Annotated in this window: 16 protein-coding genes and 4 tRNA genes; 9 read left to right on the top strand and 11 right to left on the bottom strand. The window is 70.1% G+C overall.

The window, feature by feature from the left end:
- Positions 1–2: 2 nt before the first annotated feature.
- From CBQ26_RS17805 to CBQ26_RS17820, 4 genes are all read right to left on the bottom strand, one after another.
- Entirely contained in the window at positions 3–1,007 is a 1,005-nt protein-coding gene (locus tag CBQ26_RS17805; RefSeq protein WP_088249962.1) for a hypothetical protein, read from the bottom strand.
- Between the two features lie 111 nt (positions 1,008–1,118).
- Positions 1,119–1,195: transfer RNA gene (locus CBQ26_RS17810), tRNA-Met, on the bottom strand.
- 35 nt (positions 1,196–1,230) lie between these two features.
- Positions 1,231–1,306 (bottom strand) — tRNA-Ala (locus CBQ26_RS17815).
- 82 nt (positions 1,307–1,388) lie between these two features.
- Positions 1,389–2,069 (bottom strand): TrmB family transcriptional regulator, encoded by a 681-nt coding sequence (locus CBQ26_RS17820; protein ID WP_088249963.1) that lies wholly within the window; start codon positions 2,067–2,069, stop codon positions 1,389–1,391.
- Between the two features lie 125 nt (positions 2,070–2,194).
- On the opposite strand from CBQ26_RS17820, the gene CBQ26_RS17825 reads away from it, so the two are divergent.
- Positions 2,195–2,404 carry a hypothetical protein gene (locus tag CBQ26_RS17825; RefSeq protein WP_088249964.1) on the top strand — a complete coding sequence of 70 codons (210 nt, stop codon included), beginning with the start codon at positions 2,195–2,197 and terminating at the stop codon, positions 2,402–2,404.
- Between the two features lie 216 nt (positions 2,405–2,620).
- On the opposite strand, the gene CBQ26_RS17830 is transcribed toward CBQ26_RS17825, so the two are convergent.
- Both CBQ26_RS17830 and CBQ26_RS17835 read right to left on the bottom strand, forming a co-directional pair.
- Positions 2,621–2,695 (bottom strand) — tRNA-Val (locus tag CBQ26_RS17830).
- A gap of 5 nt (positions 2,696–2,700) precedes the next feature.
- Positions 2,701–2,776: transfer RNA gene (locus CBQ26_RS17835), tRNA-Ile, on the bottom strand.
- Between the two features lie 109 nt (positions 2,777–2,885).
- On the opposite strand from CBQ26_RS17835, the gene CBQ26_RS17840 reads away from it, so the two are divergent.
- The 5 genes from CBQ26_RS17840 (at position 2,886) to CBQ26_RS17860 (ending at position 8,698) form a co-directional block, all read left to right on the top strand.
- The gene (locus CBQ26_RS17840; RefSeq protein WP_088249965.1) at positions 2,886–4,277 is read left to right on the top strand and encodes a glycogen synthase; all 1,392 of its coding nucleotides are present in this window, start codon (positions 2,886–2,888) and stop codon (positions 4,275–4,277) included.
- On the top strand, positions 4,274–5,233 hold the full coding sequence (locus CBQ26_RS17845) for a hypothetical protein (protein WP_244898082.1): 960 nt from the start codon (positions 4,274–4,276) through the stop codon (positions 5,231–5,233). Before CBQ26_RS17840 ends, CBQ26_RS17845 begins: the two co-directional genes overlap by 4 nt.
- Positions 5,234–5,294: 61 nt before the next feature.
- The gene (locus tag CBQ26_RS17850; RefSeq protein WP_088249966.1) at positions 5,295–6,074 is read left to right on the top strand and encodes an RNA methyltransferase; all 780 of its coding nucleotides are present in this window, start codon (positions 5,295–5,297) and stop codon (positions 6,072–6,074) included.
- A 516-nt stretch (positions 6,075–6,590) separates the two neighbouring features.
- Positions 6,591–8,285, top strand: coding sequence for a GAF domain-containing sensor histidine kinase (locus CBQ26_RS17855; protein WP_172418164.1), 1,695 nt, complete (start codon positions 6,591–6,593; stop codon positions 8,283–8,285).
- A gap of 152 nt (positions 8,286–8,437) precedes the next feature.
- Positions 8,438–8,698, top strand: coding sequence for a hypothetical protein (locus CBQ26_RS17860; protein ID WP_088249967.1), 261 nt, complete (start codon positions 8,438–8,440; stop codon positions 8,696–8,698).
- Between the two features lie 67 nt (positions 8,699–8,765).
- Here CBQ26_RS17860 and apaG read toward each other — a convergent pair whose 3' ends face one another.
- Positions 8,766–9,170: a Co2+/Mg2+ efflux protein ApaG gene (gene apaG / locus CBQ26_RS17865; protein WP_088249968.1), complete on the bottom strand. Its 405-nt coding sequence runs from the start codon at positions 9,168–9,170 to the stop codon at positions 8,766–8,768.
- Positions 9,171–9,207: 37 nt separating this feature from the next.
- Between apaG and CBQ26_RS17870 the strand changes: the two genes are divergently transcribed.
- On the top strand, positions 9,208–10,263 hold the full coding sequence (locus CBQ26_RS17870) for a M20/M25/M40 family metallo-hydrolase (protein ID WP_172418153.1): 1,056 nt from the start codon (positions 9,208–9,210) through the stop codon (positions 10,261–10,263).
- Positions 10,264–10,352: 89 nt separating this feature from the next.
- Here the strand turns inward: CBQ26_RS17870 and dusA are convergent, their stop codons facing one another.
- The 4 genes from dusA to CBQ26_RS17890 form a co-directional block, all read right to left on the bottom strand.
- Complete coding sequence (gene dusA, locus CBQ26_RS17875) at positions 10,353–11,378, bottom strand: tRNA dihydrouridine(20/20a) synthase DusA (RefSeq protein ID WP_088249970.1); 1,026 nt, start codon at positions 11,376–11,378, stop codon at positions 10,353–10,355.
- A gap of 72 nt (positions 11,379–11,450) precedes the next feature.
- Complete coding sequence (locus CBQ26_RS17880; RefSeq protein WP_088250078.1) at positions 11,451–11,672, bottom strand: hypothetical protein; 222 nt, start codon at positions 11,670–11,672, stop codon at positions 11,451–11,453.
- 63 nt (positions 11,673–11,735) lie between these two features.
- Positions 11,736–13,901 (bottom strand): HelD family protein, encoded by a 2,166-nt coding sequence (locus tag CBQ26_RS17885; protein WP_308430582.1) that lies wholly within the window; start codon positions 13,899–13,901, stop codon positions 11,736–11,738.
- 163 nt (positions 13,902–14,064) lie between these two features.
- Positions 14,065–14,607 carry a hypothetical protein gene (locus CBQ26_RS17890; protein WP_088249972.1) on the bottom strand — a complete coding sequence of 181 codons (543 nt, stop codon included), beginning with the start codon at positions 14,605–14,607 and terminating at the stop codon, positions 14,065–14,067.
- A 377-nt stretch (positions 14,608–14,984) separates the two neighbouring features.
- Between CBQ26_RS17890 and CBQ26_RS17895 the strand changes: the two genes are divergently transcribed.
- Together CBQ26_RS17895 and CBQ26_RS17900 are read left to right on the top strand one after the other, a co-directional pair.
- A complete protein-coding gene (locus tag CBQ26_RS17895; RefSeq protein ID WP_088249973.1) occupies positions 14,985–16,499 on the top strand; it encodes a glycine--tRNA ligase in 1,515 nt (504 codons plus the stop codon).
- Positions 16,496–16,897, top strand: coding sequence for a hypothetical protein (locus CBQ26_RS17900; protein ID WP_088249974.1), 402 nt, complete (start codon positions 16,496–16,498; stop codon positions 16,895–16,897). Before CBQ26_RS17895 ends, CBQ26_RS17900 begins: the two co-directional genes overlap by 4 nt.
- Positions 16,898–17,010: the final 113 nt, after the last annotated feature.

The raw sequence follows: 17,010 nt of genomic DNA on the forward strand, positions 1-17,010 counted from the left end.
GTTCAGGGCCGCACAGGCAGCGGCTCGTACACGCGTTTGCTGCTGCCGTTGCTGAAGTACACGGTGGCCGTCACGTTCAGGCTGGTGTACACACGGTCGGCGCGGGCCCGGACGTTCAGCGGCAACGTGAAGATCAGCTGACTGCCGCTCTGCCGCAGGGCCGTGCTGGTCCCCCCGGCCGGCGGCCAGACATCCGTGGTGTCCAGCGTGATCTTGCCGCTGCGGGCCGCGTCCCGGTACTCCAGCTCGTAACGGAACTCGGCCCGGACGGGACGCGCGCCGTTCGGAACGGTGTCGATCACCAGGTCGCACAGGTGCGCCCGCCCGGCCAGCAGACCCGTGCGCGTCACGCCACTCCCGGCCTCCCGGCAGGTCGTGAAGTACCAGCGGGTGAACTTGGGAGCCTGCGCGCCGGGCGCGGGCGTGACCGTCAACGGACCCGGCGCGGCACTCCCCGCCCCCGGCCGCTGCGGCGCGCAGCCGTTCACCTTCTCCCAGGCGGTGTTCACGCCCGACGCGGCGAACGTGTACGTCAGGGCCTGACCGCCACCGGGCCGATTGACGCGCACCACAAGGCGTTTCCCGGCATTCAGGCCGTTCACGATGCGGCGCACCACCGCGCCGCTGAACCCGAGCGCCGTCGTGTCCACCGTCTCGTCACCGTTCAGCACCACCGACAGGTCACGGTCACTCAGCACGACAGGCGGATCGTCCCCCAGCCGGATGGTGACCGCCGGTTTGATGCCGGCGTCGGCGTCCTCCTGACTGGACAGCTGGAACTTGGAACTCATCCAGGCCCACAACTCCTGACGGTCATAGTTCGAGCAGCGCAGGATGAACCGCGTCTGATCGGTCCGGTCGTTCACTTCCGGCAACACCACGAACCCCGTGTTGACATCCGTGATCGGGTCCCGCGAAACCGAGTACGTCGTGCCCGTGCCCGGCACGCGTTCGACGGCACCGGCCCCGCACAGCAGCGACAGACACAACAGGAAAGGAATCCGCATGCCCCCGTTATGACCTGCTTTCAGGCACGACTCAAGCGAACCTGCCGCACCCCACCCGCGAACTCGCGAATAAAAGAAAAACCCCCGTCCGGGACGGGGATTTTCTGTGTTTGGTGGCGATGCCCGGACTTGAACCGGGGACCTAACGATTATGAGTCGTTCGCTCTAACCAGCTGAGCTACATCGCCTTGAAAAAACCCCGCCTGCGGGCGGGGGCGTTCCTTGGTGGAGCTGAGGGGATTCGAACCCCTGACCTTCTGAATGCCATTCAGACGCGCTCCCAACTGCGCCACAGCCCCGCTTTTTCCCTCTTGCCTCGTCGGAGGCTCAGATAGATTAACAGCGACTTCCTGACCTGTCAACTGCGGCGGGGCGGGCGGGTCAGTCGGTCGTGCGGGTGGCGGTGGTCTGCGCGGCGAGCTGCACGTAGCCTTCGATCAGGTGAATGATGACCGGGTTGTGGGTGTGGACGCCGTGGGCTTCGCCGGTGCCGCCCTCGTCGATGAAGTGGGCGATCAGGGCGGCCTCGCCGTCGCGGGCGAGCAGGAAGGCGCGCTGGCCGTGTGCGGCGACGCTGGGCAGGTCGGTCAGGGGCGTGCGGCGCAGTTCGACGCCGCGTGGCGTGAGGCGTTCGAGCCGGTCGGCGAAGCTGGCCTCGCCGGCCATGTAGAGGCTGCGGCGGGCGTTGAGGGTCAGGTCCTCGCAGAGGCTGCGGATGGCGGCCTCGCCGTGCAGGTGGTACACGGCTTCCGGGGCGGGGTCGGGGGCGAGGCGGGACAGGTCGCGGTCGAGGGCGCCGAGGCGGTCGTCGAAGGAGCGGCGGGCGCGGGCGAGGTACTCGCGGGCGCTGAGGGGCGCGTACTCCAGGGGGTTCTGGCCGACCTTGGCGGCGAGGCCGCGGCCTTCGAGGCGTTCGAGCGTCTCGTAGATCTTGGGCCGGGGAATACCGGCCTGCCGGGCCACGCGGGCGGGCACGGCTCGCCCGAGGGCCAGGAGGGCGGTGTAGGCACGGGCTTCGTATTCGGTCAGCCCGAGCGCTTGCAGGTGGATCACGGCGCTCATCGCTGCTCAGCATACGGGATGCGGGGGCCGGGGCTGGCGCGTGCGGTGGGGGCTGGACGGGCAGATGAAGGTGGGGGTGGGGGGCCGTTCATCTGCGCGGGCCGTGGCGGGGGGTAGCGTGAGGCATGACGATCAGCCGCTCGATGGGTCTGGACCCGATTCTGGAACGCCTGGGCCGTGAGGGGGCCAGCCTGCTGGAGGCAGAGGCGATGCGTGCCGTGCTGGCCGAGGACTTTGCCGGGCGGTCCCTGGACAGCCTGAGCGAGGACGAGTGGCTGCGGGCGCTGGGGCGCATGGAGGCGGTCAAGCAGACCGGGAACGCCGGCATGAAGTGATCCGGACCCGGATTGAATGGGCCGCGAAGTCCGCTGGGTCCGAGCGGTTGCGACTCGGAGACCTGCCCCGCAGGGTGGGAGAAGGGCGGGTTCCGGATTGTCAGCGCAACACACGGCAGTCCGTATGATCTGGCGGGAGCGGCTGTGTCCGCGCCAGCAGCCCCCCCCACGCATGGCATGAAAAAACCCCGCCGGAGCGGGGTCTTTTTTCTGTTCTGGTGGGCGGTATAGGATTTGAACCTACGACCCTTCGCGTGTGAAGCGAATGCTCTACCACTGAGCTAACCGCCCGTTTCTGGTGGGCCCTGCCGGATTTGAACCGGCAACCAATCGGTTATGAGCCGACTGCTCTGACCGTTGAGCTAAGAGCCCTCAGGCGCCTGTGCCACGCCGGTCGTTCAGGCGAGGGGAAGTGTAGCAACGGGGGCGGGCGTTGTCAAACGTGGGCGCTGGTGGGGGCGTGGCGGGTACAGTGCTGGGTATGCAAGTCGTGCACGTGGCGTCCGAGGTGTTCCCGTTCTCGCGGTCCGGTGGGCTGGGTGATGTGCTGGGGGTGCTGCCTGCGGTGCAGGCGGGGCTGGGGGCGGAGGTGACGGTGGTGTCGCCGTGGTACGCGGACGTGCAGGAGGCCGTGACGCCGCTCTGGCGTGGGGTGCTGGCGGGCGCGGCGGGGCAGCCGCCGCTGCCGGAGGTGCGGGTGGGCGAGGTGCGGCGCGGCGGGGTGCGGTTCCTGTTCGTGGGGCTGGCGTGTTTCGACCGGCCGGGCCTGTACCACCCGGACGACGTGTGGCGCTTCAGTCTGTTCGGGCGGGCGGTGCTGCCGGTGCTGGCGCAGCTGGGGGTGCGGCCGGACGTGCTGCACGGGCATGACTGGCAGGCGGGGCTGGTGGTGGCGCACGCGCGCCTTTCGGGGGTGCGGTCGGTGTTCAGCGTGCATAACCTGCAGTACCAGGGGCGCTGGAACCTGCTGGACGGCATGGGCTGGACGGGCCTGCCGGAGTGGGCGTTCACGCATGAGACGCTGGAATTTCATGGGGACGTGAACCTGATGAAGGCGGGGCTGGTGTTCTCGTCGCAGGTGACGACGGTCAGTCCCACGTACGCGCGGGAGATCACCACGCCGGAGTTCGGGGAGGGGCTGGAGGGCCTGATGACCCGCCTGCGGGCGGAGGGTCGGCTGAGCGGCATCCTGAACGGGCTGGATCAGGCGCGCTGGGATCCGGCGAGCGATCCGGACGTGCCGGTGTTCACGGACCCGCGCGGGAAGGGCGCGGCGGTGGCGGCGCTGCGTGCGGAGTTCGGACTGGACGGCGCGCCGATTCTGGCGAGTGTCAGCCGGCTGGCCGAGCAGAAGGGCATGGACCTGCTGATCGGGGCGTTGCCGCAGCTGGTGCAGGACTGGAACGTGGTGGTGCTGGGCGGCGGTGATCCGGCGCTGGAGGCGGGCCTGCGGGAGTGGGCGGCGCATCCGAGGGTGGTGTTCGCGCAGGGGATGAACGAGCCGCTCGCGCACCGCATCTACGCGGGTGCGGACGCGTTCGCGATGCCCAGCCGTTTCGAGCCGTGCGGGCTGTCGCAGATGATCGCCATGCGCTACGGGACGCTGCCGGTGGTCCGGGCGACGGGCGGGCTGGTGGATACCGTGCCGGCCGACGTGGGCTTCTCGTTCGCCCAGGCGTCGGCGGGGGCGCTGGCGGGGGCCTGCCGGGAGGCGCGCGCCGCGTTCGACGATCCGGCCGGGTGGGAGGCGCGCGCGGCGAGGGCGATGCGGCTGGAGTTCAGCTGGGACGGCCCGGCGCGCGAGTACCTGGGCCTGTACGCGCGGGTGCTGAGCGGCGCCGCGCCGGCCGTGGCGGGTCTGGTGGAGGCGTGAGCGGCGACGATCACGCTGCCGGACAGGACGTGACGCAGGAGCAGGACACGCTGGTCCCAGACGGGGCAGAGTCGGTGGGGCCGGTGCGGGTGGGGCCGGTGCAGGTCGAGGCGCTGGGGCCCGAGCAACTGGAACTGGTACTGGCCGCGCTGTACGAGGCGCCGCGTGAGGCGGTCGCGTGGATGGCGCAGGCCTGCACGGACGCCTGGGTGGCGTTCGAACGGCACGAGCCGCTCGGCCCGGACGGCGAGCCGCTCCCGGACGGCACGCGCGAGGTGGTGCTGGGCGCGGTCGGGACGCGGCCCAGCCCGGCGCACGGGTCCGAGCTGCTGGGCGGCGTGCTGGGCGGACCGCGCCGCGCCGGGGCGGCGGCGGCCCTGGCGCGCGCCGCGTGGGAACGCGCGGGCCGCGTGTACGCCTTCGCCGAGGGGCACCTGTTCCCGCCGGAAGTGCTGATCGAGGCGGGGTTCCGCGAGGTCGGCGCGTACCGCCGGCTGGAGGGCCGCGTGCCGTACCGGCATGTGGACGCCCCGGAGGGCGTGACGCTGCGTCCCCTGGCCGAGGTGAGCGTGCCGGCGCGCCTGGAGGCGCTCGCGGCGTTCGAGGACCGGGTGGGGCATCACGCGGCCGCGCCGGAAGCGGCGCAGGACGGCGGGGGCGGCTTCGACTCGCACCTGAGTGTCGTGGCGCTGGACGCGGAGGGCCGGGGCGTGGGCGTGTGCCGCGCCGCCGTCGAGGACGGCGTGGGCCGCATCGACGCGCCGGGCGTGACGGTCGCGTGGCGGCACACGAACCTGCGCGCGGCGCTGCTGAACAGCGTGAACGCGCGCCTGCGGGCGGCCGGGATCACGCGGGTCAGCGTGGATTCCTGGGGGGACACGCCGGAGGAACTCGCGCACGACCTGCGGCTGGGCCTGCACGTGGCGGACGAAACGCCGATCCTGGCGTTCCCCTGACCGGCGCGGCCCGGTTCCGGCTTACCGTCTGCGGGGGTCCGGGCGCGCTAACATCCCGGCTGTGAATCTGGCCGTTGTCCTTGTCTCCCCCAAAACTCCCGGCAATATCGGTTCGGCGGCGCGCGCCATGCTGAACATGGGAGCGCACGACCTGCGGCTGGTCGCGCCGCGCTGCGATCACCTGGACTCCCAGTCGGTGGCGATGGCCGTCCACGCCGCCGACCTGCTGCGCGGCGCGCGCGTCTACCCCACGCTGCGCGAGGCGCTGGCCGACCGGGACCTGAGCGTGGGCACCAGCGCCCGCATCCGCGCGGACCTGCCGGCCCCGCAGCACCCGGCGCAGGTGCGCCCGCTGGTGCGCGCCGCCGCCGCGCCGGCCCTGGTGTTCGGGCCGGAGGAGACGGGCCTGATCAACAGCGACCTGGAGCAGTGTCAGGTGACGGTGCGCGTCCCGACCGGGGATTACGCCAGCCTGAACCTCGCGCAGGCAGTGCTGCTGGTGTGCTACGAGTTCCTTCAGGGCGTGGACGAGCAGCCGGAACGGACCCGCAAGACCGCCACGCGCGACGAGATGGAATCCATGTACGGGCACCTGCGCGAGACCATGCAGCTGATCGGGTACACGGACGCCGTGCGCGCCCGGCACACGCTGCGGCTGTGGCGCGCGATGCTGGACCGGGGCCTGATGACCAGCGCCGAGACGCGCCTGTTCCGGGGCCTGCTGCGACAGGTTCACTGGAAGGTCGGGGACGCCGCCGCGCGCGGCACGACCGAACCCCGCCCCCAGGCCGACCCCGCGCAGACTGACCCCGCGCCGCTGGACGCCGGGCAGGACGACTGATAAGGACTCGGATTGAATGGGCTGCAAAGCCCGCTGGGTCCGAGCGAAGCGACTCGGAGAGCTGCCCCGCAGAGTGGGAGCAACAGCGGGCGGCCGGACGTAGAGCCGGCAATCCGTGTCAATGGTGCGGGCAGGTTCATACCTTCCGGACAGACCAGCGATGAACACGCCGTGTTTGCCCCTCCCCCTTGAGGGGGGAGGCTGGGAGGGGGTGAGCAGGCATGGCGTGACAGAAGACGTTGTCCACGCCTGTCCCCTCTGGCCCTCGAACAGTATCCGCACCACTGCTGATGGACTCCGTTTGTTTCGTCGGCAGTGCCTGGGTCGCGGTGCAGCGCTGGCCGGCTGCTCTAGACTGCCGCCATGCCGGACGCTCCCGCGCCGCCCCGCCCTGACCCGCTCCTGAACACCCCGGCCCGCACGCCCGCGCGGCCGGAGGGCAGCGCCGCCGACCTGGACTCCGCAGGGCTGGATGGCATGTCCGGGGCGCTGTCCCCGGCGGGCCTGACCGGAGAGATGGGCGGCGACCTGCCCGGCGCGTTCCGCCTGTCGGACCGGGTGAAGGTCGTGCGGAACGTGCTGCCGCCCCTGATCGTGCTGGTGGTGGGCGCGGTGGAGTTCCTGATCTCGCTGCTGCCGGCCGGGCAGGAGTTGTGGGCGCACCTGCTGTTCTACGGGCTGGTCGGGCCGGCCGTGACGTACTTCAGCGTGGAGTGGATCGCGGAAGGCACCCGCGCGCGTGAGCGGGCCGAGCGGGAGCTGCGGGACCTGTACGGGCAGCTGCGGGCGTCTCACGCGCAGCTGGGCGCGGTGCAGGCCCTCATGCGGGACCTGACGGACGCGGCCGACATGAACGCCGTGCTGGACGTCGCGGCGCGCGGCGCGGTGCGCGTGACGGGCGCCACGCACGCGACCCTGACCGTGCCGGGCGGCCTGAGCGGCTCGGCGCGCGGCGAGACGCTGCTCTCGTCGCCCAGCGCGGCACTGTACCCGCTGCGGGTGTCCATTCCGGGGGGTGGGGCGCTGGCGCTGCATTTCGACGCGCCGCCCAGCCCGGAATCCGAGTCGCTGGCGCAGGCGCTGGCGGCCGAGGTGGCGCGCGGCGTGGAGGCCGTGCGGCAGCGGACGCTGGACCTGATGACGCTGTACTCGGTGGATCAGAGCATCCGCGCCGAACGCAACATGCGCCGCCTGCTGTCGCGCGTGACCCGCACCATGGCCGACCGGGTGGGCGCCGAGGCGCGCGCGGTGTTCCTGACCGATCAGGACAGCGTGCTGCGCCTGGAGTACGCGCAGGACCGGCAGGGCGAGGCGCGCGGCGGTGGCGTGGCGCCGCCGTTCGCGCTGCGGGTCGCGCAGGCGGACGGGCCGCTCATCACGACTGCCGACGACGCCGGCGAGGTCTTCCCGGACGCCCGCAGCGTGCTGGGCATCCCCATGCGGGACGACGAGGGACTGGTGGGCGTGCTGATGCTGGGCGACGCCCGCCCGAACGCCTTCGACGACGCGCGGGTGTCGCTGCTGGCCCTGATGGCCGGGCAGGCGACGCTGGCGGTCCGGAATGCGCGGGCGTACCTGTACTCGGAGGAACTGGCGATCAGTGACGAGCGCGCCCGCATCGCCCGTGAAATTCACGACGGGGTGGCGCAGTCCCTGGCGTTCGCGGCCCTGAAACTGGACGTGGTGGCCCGGCAGGTCCACAGCGACCCGGCCCGCGCCGAGAGCGAGGTGCGCGCCGCGACCACGCTGCTGCGCGAACAGATCCGCGAGGTGCGCCGCTCGATCTTCGCGCTGCGGCCCATCGACCTGGAACGCTACGGACTGCTGGAGACCGTGCGGCGCTACGTGCTGGATTTCGGCGAGCAGAACAGCCTGCGGGCCACGCTGGACATCAGCGGGGACGTGCACCTCTCGCCCGGTGACGAGGCCGTGGTGTTCCGCATCCTGCAGGAGAGCCTGAACAACGTCGCCAAGCACGCCCGCGCGCAGGAGGTCCGCGTGACCCTGCGCGGCGGCGAACGCGTGACCCTGCGCGTGCAGGACGACGGCGCCGGCTTCGATCCGGAGCAGGTGACGGGCCGGGTCAGCAGCGCCGGCGGGCTGGGCCTGCTTCAGATGCGGGAACGGGTCGAGGCGCGCGGCGGCCTGTACCGCGTGCTGTCCAGCCCCGGCCACGGCACGCTGATCGAGGCCGAGATGCCGCAGGCCTGACCCGGACCCGGTTTCTCCCCTGCCCTGCCCACATCGAGGCCTCCTGCCCTCCCCCGGACCGGCGTCTGGACGATCCACCGGACGTCGTGAATCTCACACTGACCGCCCCCCCTGTGACGGGCCGGACAGAGGCCCGGTGAGAGGATGCAGCCATGAGCGAGCGCAGCCACCCGGAAACGCGGTTCGAGGCCGGCACCTGGGCTGTCATGGGACTGGTCTCCCGAGAGGACGGGACGCCCGTGACCCTGGCAGACTACGAGGTGCTGTGGGAGCACCTGATGGAGAACTGCGAGGCGCGCGGCCTGCGCTTCTCCGGGCGGGCCGTGCCGGTGGACTTCAACGCCCTGACGCCGGAAGCCGTGGCGGAACTGCTCGACCCGCGACAGCATGGCGTGGAAGACCTGTTGCGTTGACCCAGCGTCCTTCCTCCGCTCCGCGCGCCTGATCCACACGACCGGCGCACTGGACTGAGCGGCGCCGTCAGTTCAGGGTGCGGCCCGGCAGGATCAGCGCGAACGTCGGGATGGTCACGCGGGCCTGCACGCCCCAGGCGTCCTGCATCAGGTAGTGGCCGCCCATGTGGCCGGGCGCGGCTTCCAGCGTCACGAACGAGTCGTACAGGAACGTCCCGCCGGGGGCCAGGACGGGCTGCTCGCCGACGACGCCCTCGCCGTCCACGCGGGTCACGCGGCCCGTGGCGTCCATGATGTCCCAGTGGCGGGCCAGCAACTGCCAGGTGTCGTCGCTGCGGTTCTCGATGTGAATCACGTACATGAACAGGTGCCGTTCCGGGGTGCTGTGATCCGCCATGTACTGCACGTTCACCTGAACGCGGATGTCCGGAGCGGCGCCGTCCGGCCCGTCCGAGCGGATGGGGGAATTCATGCGGCCCAGCATAACGGGCGGGCGTACACTCGCAGTCATGAGTGTCATCAACCGTGAATTCCTGTTCCGCCTGCTGGAAGTCGCCGCGCCCAGCGGCCTGGAACGCCGCGCCGCCGACGTGTGGCTGAAAGAGGCCGCGACATTCGCCCGCACCAGCGAGGACCACTACGGCAACGCCTACGCCGAGATCGGCCCCGAGGACGCGCCCGTCATCGCGCTGATGGGTCACCTCGACGAGATCGGCCTGATCGTGTCGCACGTGGACAGCGAGGGCTTCCTGGCGGTGCTGCCGGTCGGCGGCTGGGACCCGCAGGTGCTCGTCGGGCAGCGTATCCGCCTGCTCGCGCCCGGCGGGGACGTGATCGGCGTGATCGGCAAGAAGGCCATTCACGTCATGGAGGCCGACGAGCGCAGCAAGGCCAGCAAACTGGAAGACCTGTGGATCGACGTGGGCCTGCCCAAAGAGGAGGTGCAGACCCTGATTCCGGTCGGCACGTACGGCGTGGTCGAGCAGGGACCCATCATGGTCGGCACGCGCGTCGTGAGCCGCGCCCTGGACAACCGCGTGGGCGCGTTCATCGTTCTGGAAGCCCTGCGCGCCCTGAAGGACCACGACCTGAAGTACCGCGTGGTGGCCGTCGGCACCAGCCAGGAGGAGATCGGCTGCTTCGGCGCGCAGGTCGGCGGCTACCGCCTCGACCCCATCGCCGGGGTCGCGGTGGACGTCACTCACGAGACCAAACAGCCGGGCGTCAGCGAGAAGAAGTACGGCGTGGCGCCCTTCGGGTCCGGCGCGAACCTGACGGTCGGGCCGATGGTCAGCCCCGTCATCACCCGCCAGATGACCGACGCGGCCCGCGCGGCCGAGATTCCCTTCACGCTGAGCGCCACCGGCCGCTACTCCGGCACGGACGCCGACGCCCTGACCCTGGTGCGCGCCGGGGTGCCCAGCGCCGTCGTCAGCATCCCCAACCGCTACATGCACTCGCCCAGCGAGATGGTCGACGAGCACGACGTGAAAGCCTGCACGGACATCATCGCCGCGTGGATCCGGACGCTGCCGGAAACCCCGGACTTCACCCGCCGGGGCTGAGGAGACAGGAAACAGCGGGCATAGCCTGAGCCTACTGAACAGGGCGACACGCGGAATGCCGGTGTCGCCCTGCTGTCTGCCGGTCGCGGTCAGGCGGGCTGGGGTTCGGTCGCTCCGGGGCGGGCGTCGAGGACCTCGGCGGGCACGCCTTCGAGCGCGGCGCGCACGACTTCCAGTCCGGCGCCGGGCTTGTGGCCCTGTTCGCTCAGGGTGCGTTTCCAGTGGCGGGCGCCGGGCTGACCGGTGAACAGACCCAGGGTGTGTTTCATCATGCGCGGCAGCGGGTGGCCCGCCTCCAGTTGCGCGGCCACGTACGGCACGAACGCCTCGATGGCCTCGCGGCGCGTGACGGGCAGCGCACTCTCGCCGAACACGTCCTGGTCGGCGCGGGCCAGGATGAACGGGTCCTGGTACGCGGCGCGGCCGATCATCACGCCGTCCGCCCAGGCCAGCGCGTCCTGCGCGGCGTCCAGGGTCAGCACGCCGCCGTTCAGCACGACCGTCAGGTGCGGGAAGTCGGCCTTCAGCTGCCGCACCACGTCGTAGCGCAGCGGCGGAATCTCGCGGTTCTCCTTCGGGGACAGGCCCGAGAGCCACGCCTTGCGGGCGTGCACAATGAACGTGTCGCACCCGGCGGCCTCCACGGTCCGCACGAAGTTCGTCAGGTGCTCGTAACTGTCGAGGTCGTCGATGCCGATGCGGTGCTTGACGGTCACGGGCAGGCGGGTGGCGGCGCGCATGGCCTCGACGGCGCGGGCCACGGTGTCGGGCGTGCCCATCAGGGACGCGCCGAACGAGCCGCTGCTCACGCGGTCGCTGGGGCAGCCGCAGTTCAGGTTGATCTCGTCGTACCCGAAGTCCTCGCCCATGCGGGCGCACTCGGCCAGCGCGGCGGCGTCACTGCCGCCCAGCTGCAACGCCACCGGATGCTCGACCCGGTCGAAGCCCAGGTGCCGGTCACGGTCCCCGTGGATGATCGCGCCGGTCGTGACCATCTCGGTGTACAGCAGCGTCCGGCGGGTCAGGGTGCGGTGAAAGACCCGGCAGTGCCGGTCCGTCCAGTCCATCATGGGCGCGACGGACAGCGTCAGGGGCGGGCGGGCAGGGGCGCTCATCAGCCGATCAGTGTACGGGAAAGGCCCCCGCCCCAAAGGTGGCGGAGGCCCGGAAAGAGGGGGAGGGTGGGGTCAGGAACGCTGGTCGTCGTTCGGGTCCGCGCCGAAGGTCGTGCCGGTTCCGGACGCCTGATCTTCCGGCACCGCGCCGGGCGTGGCGGTTGCCGCGCCGCCCAGCCCCGTGTCCTGCGCGCCCGTGCCCGACTCGTCATAGTGGCCGCTGCGGTCGCTCATGCCGTTCCCCGCTTCGTCCGGCAGGCCGCCCTGGCCGGTGGTCTTCTGATCGTCGCTCATGCCGTCACTCTCCCCCACCCGGCCCAGGGTGGGATGAGGAGTGCGGCGCGCAACCCTTGACGTTCAGGCGATCAGCGGGTGCAGGTCCCCGGCGCTGACCAGTCCCAGCCAGTGCAGGGCGCGGCTGGCCGAGACGTACAGCAGGCGGCGTTCGTACTCGGTGCTCTCGTCGTAGGTCTGCGCGTTCGCGCTGGCGACGATGGCGGCGCTGAACTCCAGGCCCTTGGCGAGGTTCACGGGCAGGATGACCAGTCCGCCCCGGAAGCGGTGCTCCTGGGTGGTGATGGGCTGGGCGTCCGTGTCGAATTCCCGCAGGGCCTCGGCGAGGCGGTCGGCGTCCACGCCGCGCCGCGTGACGATGGCGATGTTCTTGTGCCCGGCGGCCTGCGCGTCCTTCACGGCCTGGGCGATCAGCGGCAGTTCCCCGTGCGGGGCGTCGGCGGGGGCGGTGTAGCGCTGCACCTCGGCGCCGTCGCGGTCCACGCCCTGCACGGCAGCGGCGCGGTTGTACGTGGCGGCGATCCGCGCCCCGAGTTCCGTGATCTGCCGGGTCGAGCGGTAGGTGCGGCCCAGCGTGAGCACCTGCGCGCCCGGCAGTTGCGCCTGCACGGCCTCCCAGGAGCTGGGGCCCTTGTAGCCGTGCATGCCCTGGTTCAGGTCGCCCAGCGCCGTGATGTGACCGGGACGGGTGGCGCGGCCCAGCAGCGCGTACAGCAGCGGCGAGTAATCCTGCGCCTCGTCCAGCACCACGTGATCGAAGGGTTCCAGGGTGCGGCCGTCCAGCCGGCCGATACCGCCCGTGAAGGCCTGCACGGCCAGCATGACGGGCAGCTCGGTCACGTCCGCGTTCGCGCGGCGCGGCGTGGGAATGCCGCTCAGCGGGTCGGTCAGCAGCAGCTGGATCTCGCGGTCGGTCAGCAGGCCACTGGCAGCCAGGGACTCGGCGCTGCCCAGCAGGCGGCGGGCCTCGGTGATGGGCGTGGTCGAGGCGAACACGCGCCCCAGGAAGGTCGTGAGCGGCGCGGACAGTTGCCGCAGCACGCCCGCCTCCTCGCCTTCCGGGACGTTCAGGCGCGACAGGGCCTCGGTCTCGATGGCGCGGCGCATTCCGGCGCGGTACCCGGCCAGGGGGTCGGCGGCGAACACGTCGCGCAGCATGGCGGCCAGTTCCGCCTCCGTGAAGTGCAGCGTGACCGGTTCGCGCCCGCGCACCTCGATGCTCTCGCGGATGCTCTGCCCGGCGAGACCCGCGTTGAACTTGCCCCACAGGTGCGTGCGGACCACGTCCAGCATGCGGGCGTCGCCCAGCAGTTTCGCCTTGCGCCACGCCAGCGCCCGGCGGGTGTTGTCCCGGTCGGTCAGCAGCAGGCTCAGGGTGCGGTCCGTGACCTCCAGTTTCTCCAGGCCCAGCAGGCCGGTCGCCCAGGCTTCCGGGGTGGTCACCACGACCCGCTCGATACCCAGTTCCGGCAGGATCCGCGCGGCATACGCGGCCAGCACGCGGTTGGGCATCAGGACCATGCACGCCTCCGGGCGGGCGCGGTGCGCGCCCCGGTCAGGGTTGGTCATCCAGGTCAGGCGGTGGAAACCGATGGTGGTCTTCCCGGAACCCGCCGCGCCCTGAATGATCACGGGCGTCCCGGCGGGGGCGCGCATGGCGGCGTTCTGCTCGGGTTGCAGCGTCTCGACCACGTCCCGCATCCCGGCGGTGCTGTCCTCCTGAAGGCGGCGCAGCAGCACCTCCTCGCGGCCGCCGGTGTCGCCGCCCTGCTCGTCGTCGTACAGGTCGGTCACGCGCAGCAGTTTCTTGCTGTGCACGTCCAGCTGCCGGCGGCGCCGGATGACCCCGGCGCTGCCCCGGCGGGGCGTCCAGCCGAGCGCCTCGGAGTAGAACAGACTGCCCACCTCGCTGTCCCAGCTGACCACCGAGTACGGTCCCTTCACGTCCCGGAAGCCGTGCTTCCCGACGTACAGCGTCTGCTCGCGGCCCGCCACGCGCACCTTCAGGCTCCCGAAGAACGGCTGGTGAACGTGCGGCGAGAGCATCGCCGCGAACTCCTCGGCCTGATCGCCCAGGATGATGCTGGTTTCCAGGTCCGCGCCCATCTGCCGGTCCCGGTCCTCCCAGAACTCGATCTGACGGATCATCGCCGCGACCGTCTGGGACAGGTGCTCACTCTCAAGTTCAAAATCCGGGTGTGTTTCCGGACGGGATTCCGCAACAGGCATAACGCACAGGATACGACCTGCGGGCCTCGCCCGGCCCGACAAGCCTGACAGTCCCCGGAACGCGAACGGGTCCCAGGCAGCGCGACCCGCCCGGAACCCGTTTCTCTGCTGCTCGCCCTGCCCGGGTTGAAAGATCTTACAAACCGTTCAGGCGAAGTCCGTATTACTTGCCGACGTTCAGGTTCAGGTTCACATCCGGGTTGTTCTTGCCGTCCGTGAAGGTCACGATGGCGACGTCCACGCCGGTTTCGGCATCGGCGGCGGCCGTCACCTTGTACGTCACGCGGAACTGGTCGCTGTACTGCACGTTGACGCTGTCGCCCGTCTCCGTGGTGCGGCGCACGGCGCGGGCCACGTTGACCTTCTGCACCGAGATGGTCACGCCCCTGGGGGCCTCGGCGCTCTTGAACTTCAGCCAGTCGGCCGGGCGGACGGGGTCAGGGACGTTGCCGTTCACGCGGGCGCTCGGGGAGTAGTTGAACGTCAGGGCGTTGAAGTACGTGTCGAACTCCTCGTTCTCCTCGAGCAGCGAGCGGGGGTAGCGGTACTCCACGAACACCGTCTGACCGGGCGCGAGGCGCGTGAAGGACAGGGCGCTGTCCTGAACGAGCGGCACGTAGTCGACGCTGCCGGGCTGCACGGGGGTGCAGGCGCTCAGGGCCAGCAGGCCGGTGATGGAGACAGTCAGGGTAGGAAGCAGTTTCATCTCATCACGGACAGTAGCAAACTTCATTCGGCTCTCACGCCTCACTTACCCGCCTGGTGGGTGGGTCAGGGGGTGGGACCGGCGGACTTGACCCTCCGGGGCGGACTGGCGCAGACTGGACGGGCGTTGATCCGCAGGAGTACCGCGCAGATGCCACCACAGAGCGAGCCCGTGACGGTGAGAGTCGGGCGGTCAGGCGGCGCGGGAAGGGCGGCGGGGAGCTTCAACAGACACAAAAGTGCCGGTCGGGCCGCGGAGAGCGGTGACCGGAACTGGGGTGGAACCGCGCGTGACTTCATGCGTCCCCAGACGAGCGAGTGCCGGAACAAGGCCGCCGTCTGGGGCGTTTTCCTGTACCCGCACGAAAAGGAGCACGTATGCCAGCAACTTCGATGGAAGAACTCGTCAGCCTGTGTAAACGCCGTGGATTCATCTTCCAGGGCAGCGAGATCTACGGGGGCCTTCAGGGCTTCTACGATTACGGTCCGCTGGGCGTGGAACTGAAGAACAACATCAAGGCCGCGTGGTGGCGTTCCAACGTGTACGAGCGTGACGACATGGAGGGCCTGGACGCCAGCATCATCATGCACCGGCAGGTGCTGCGCCACTCGGGGCACGAGGCGACCTTCAGCGACCCGATGATCGACAACAGGAAGAACAACAAGCGTTACCGCCTCGATCATCTCGTGAAGGACCAGAAGGCCGACGTGATCTCGAAAGTGGCCGAGGCGATAGGCCAGAGTGCCGAGAACTTCCCGGCGGTCGTGGCGGCCCTGAACGCCAACCCGGCGCAGGCGTCGCAGGCGCTCAAAGAAGCGGGCGTACGCGACCCGTTCAGCGGTGAGGTCGGCGACTGGACCGAACCCAAGCCGTTCAACATGATGTTCAAGACGACCATCGGCCCGGTCGCGGACGACGAGAGTTACGGCTACCTGCGCCCCGAGACCGCGCAGGGGATCTTCACGAACTTCAAGAACGTCGTGGACTCCACCAGCCGTCGCCTGCCGTTCGGCATCGCGCAGATCGGCAAGGCCTTCCGGAACGAGATCACGCCGCGTAACTTCATCTTCCGCGTGCGGGAACTCGAGCAGATGGAAATCGAGTTCTTCTGCACGCCCGGCACGGACGAGGAGTGGCACGAGCACTGGCTGGAAAAGCGCCTGAGCTGGTGGGAGGCGCAGGGCGTGCCGCGCAGCAAGATCGAGATCCTCGATGTGCCGAAGGAGGATCTGGCGCACTACTCCAAACGCACGTACGACCTGATGTACGACTACCCCACCCTGGGCCACGAGGAGATCGAGGGGATCGCCAACCGCAGCGACTACGACCTCGGATCCCACACCAAGAACCAGAGCGAGCTGGGACTGGTGGCAAGCGTCGAGGAGAACCTCGACTCCATCGCCAAGCTGACCATTCCGCACCCGGAGACGAACAAGCCGGTCGTGCCGTTCGTGATCGAACCGTCCGCCGGGGTGGACCGCGCCATGCTGGCCGTCCTGAGCGAGGCGTTCACGAAGGAGACGCTGGAGAACGGCAACGAGCGCATCGTGCTGAAACTGAAGCCGCACCTCGCGCCGATCAAGGTCGCCGTGATTCCGCTGGCGCGCAACAAGGCCGAACTGGTCGATCTGGCCCGCTCCATCAAGAGCGACCTGCAGAAACTCGGCCTGGGCCGCATCCTGCTGGAGGACAGCGGGAACATCGGCAAGGCGTACCGCCGCCACGACGAGGTCGGCACGCCGTACTGCGTGACGGTGGACTTCGACACGGTCGGCAAGGGTGAGGACGCCAGCCTGACCGACACCGTGACCGTCCGCGACCGTGACACGCTGGCGCAGGAACGCGTGAAGATCAGCGAACTGACCGCCTACCTGCAGGCGAAACTGAAATGAAACGGGTTCCGGACGACCGCCTGCTGCCCTATCTGATGACCGTGGAACTCGCGGTTCTCGGCGTGTACGGCGCTCATCCGGACCTGACGGACGCGCAGGTGGACAGCGCCTTCGAGGAACTCGCGCGCCGTTACCGGGCCGAGGCGACGAACTTCCCGTTCAAGCCCGGCAAACTGGACGGCCTGCGCGCCGAGGTCCACGACGCCGCGCTGCGGAACCTGACCACCCTGCTGGCGCAGCCCGGCGATCACCCCAGCGCCGAGGAACTCCGGCAGGGCCTGGGCCGCCTGCGCAGCAGCGTGAAAACCTGGACGCGCGAGGCCGGTCGGCAGGGGTACCTGCGTTACATCGAGCAGTACGTGAACTCCGGGGATGGGGACTTTCTGAACCTCGACTGATACTGACTCCGATTGAATGGGCTACAAAGCCCGTTCAATCCGAGCGGATGCGACTCGTAGAGCTGCCCCGCAGAGAAGGAGAGAAACGGGTTCCGGACGTGGAGCCGGCAATC

The organism is Deinococcus indicus (assembly GCF_002198095.1).
In the GTDB taxonomy this organism is placed as follows: domain Bacteria; phylum Deinococcota; class Deinococci; order Deinococcales; family Deinococcaceae; genus Deinococcus; species Deinococcus caeni.

What these genes read in the sequence shown, in the direction of transcription:
- CBQ26_RS17880 (WP_088250078.1), bottom strand. Translation starts at nt 11,672, where the DNA reads ATGAGCGACGATCAGAAGACCACCGGCCAGGGCGGCCTGCCGGACGAA.
- CBQ26_RS17805 (WP_088249962.1), bottom strand. Translation starts at nt 1,007, where the DNA reads ATGCGGATTCCTTTCCTGTTGTGTCTGTCGCTGCTGTGCGGGGCCGGT.
- CBQ26_RS17890 (WP_088249972.1), bottom strand. Translation starts at nt 14,607, where the DNA reads ATGAAACTGCTTCCTACCCTGACTGTCTCCATCACCGGCCTGCTGGCC.
- CBQ26_RS17900 (WP_088249974.1), top strand. Translation starts at nt 16,496, where the DNA reads ATGAAACGGGTTCCGGACGACCGCCTGCTGCCCTATCTGATGACCGTG.
- CBQ26_RS17855 (WP_172418164.1), top strand. Translation starts at nt 6,591, where the DNA reads ATGGGCGGCGACCTGCCCGGCGCGTTCCGCCTGTCGGACCGGGTGAAG.
- CBQ26_RS17825 (WP_088249964.1), top strand. Translation starts at nt 2,195, where the DNA reads ATGACGATCAGCCGCTCGATGGGTCTGGACCCGATTCTGGAACGCCTG.
- apaG (WP_088249968.1), bottom strand. Translation starts at nt 9,170, where the DNA reads ATGAATTCCCCCATCCGCTCGGACGGGCCGGACGGCGCCGCTCCGGAC.
- CBQ26_RS17860 (WP_088249967.1), top strand. Translation starts at nt 8,438, where the DNA reads ATGAGCGAGCGCAGCCACCCGGAAACGCGGTTCGAGGCCGGCACCTGG.
- CBQ26_RS17885 (WP_308430582.1), bottom strand. Translation starts at nt 13,901, where the DNA reads ATGCCTGTTGCGGAATCCCGTCCGGAAACACACCCGGATTTTGAACTT.
- CBQ26_RS17840 (WP_088249965.1), top strand. Translation starts at nt 2,886, where the DNA reads ATGCAAGTCGTGCACGTGGCGTCCGAGGTGTTCCCGTTCTCGCGGTCC.
- CBQ26_RS17895 (WP_088249973.1), top strand. Translation starts at nt 14,985, where the DNA reads ATGCCAGCAACTTCGATGGAAGAACTCGTCAGCCTGTGTAAACGCCGT.
- dusA (WP_088249970.1), bottom strand. Translation starts at nt 11,378, where the DNA reads ATGAGCGCCCCTGCCCGCCCGCCCCTGACGCTGTCCGTCGCGCCCATG.
- CBQ26_RS17820 (WP_088249963.1), bottom strand. Translation starts at nt 2,069, where the DNA reads ATGAGCGCCGTGATCCACCTGCAAGCGCTCGGGCTGACCGAATACGAA.
- CBQ26_RS17870 (WP_172418153.1), top strand. Translation starts at nt 9,208, where the DNA reads ATGAGTGTCATCAACCGTGAATTCCTGTTCCGCCTGCTGGAAGTCGCC.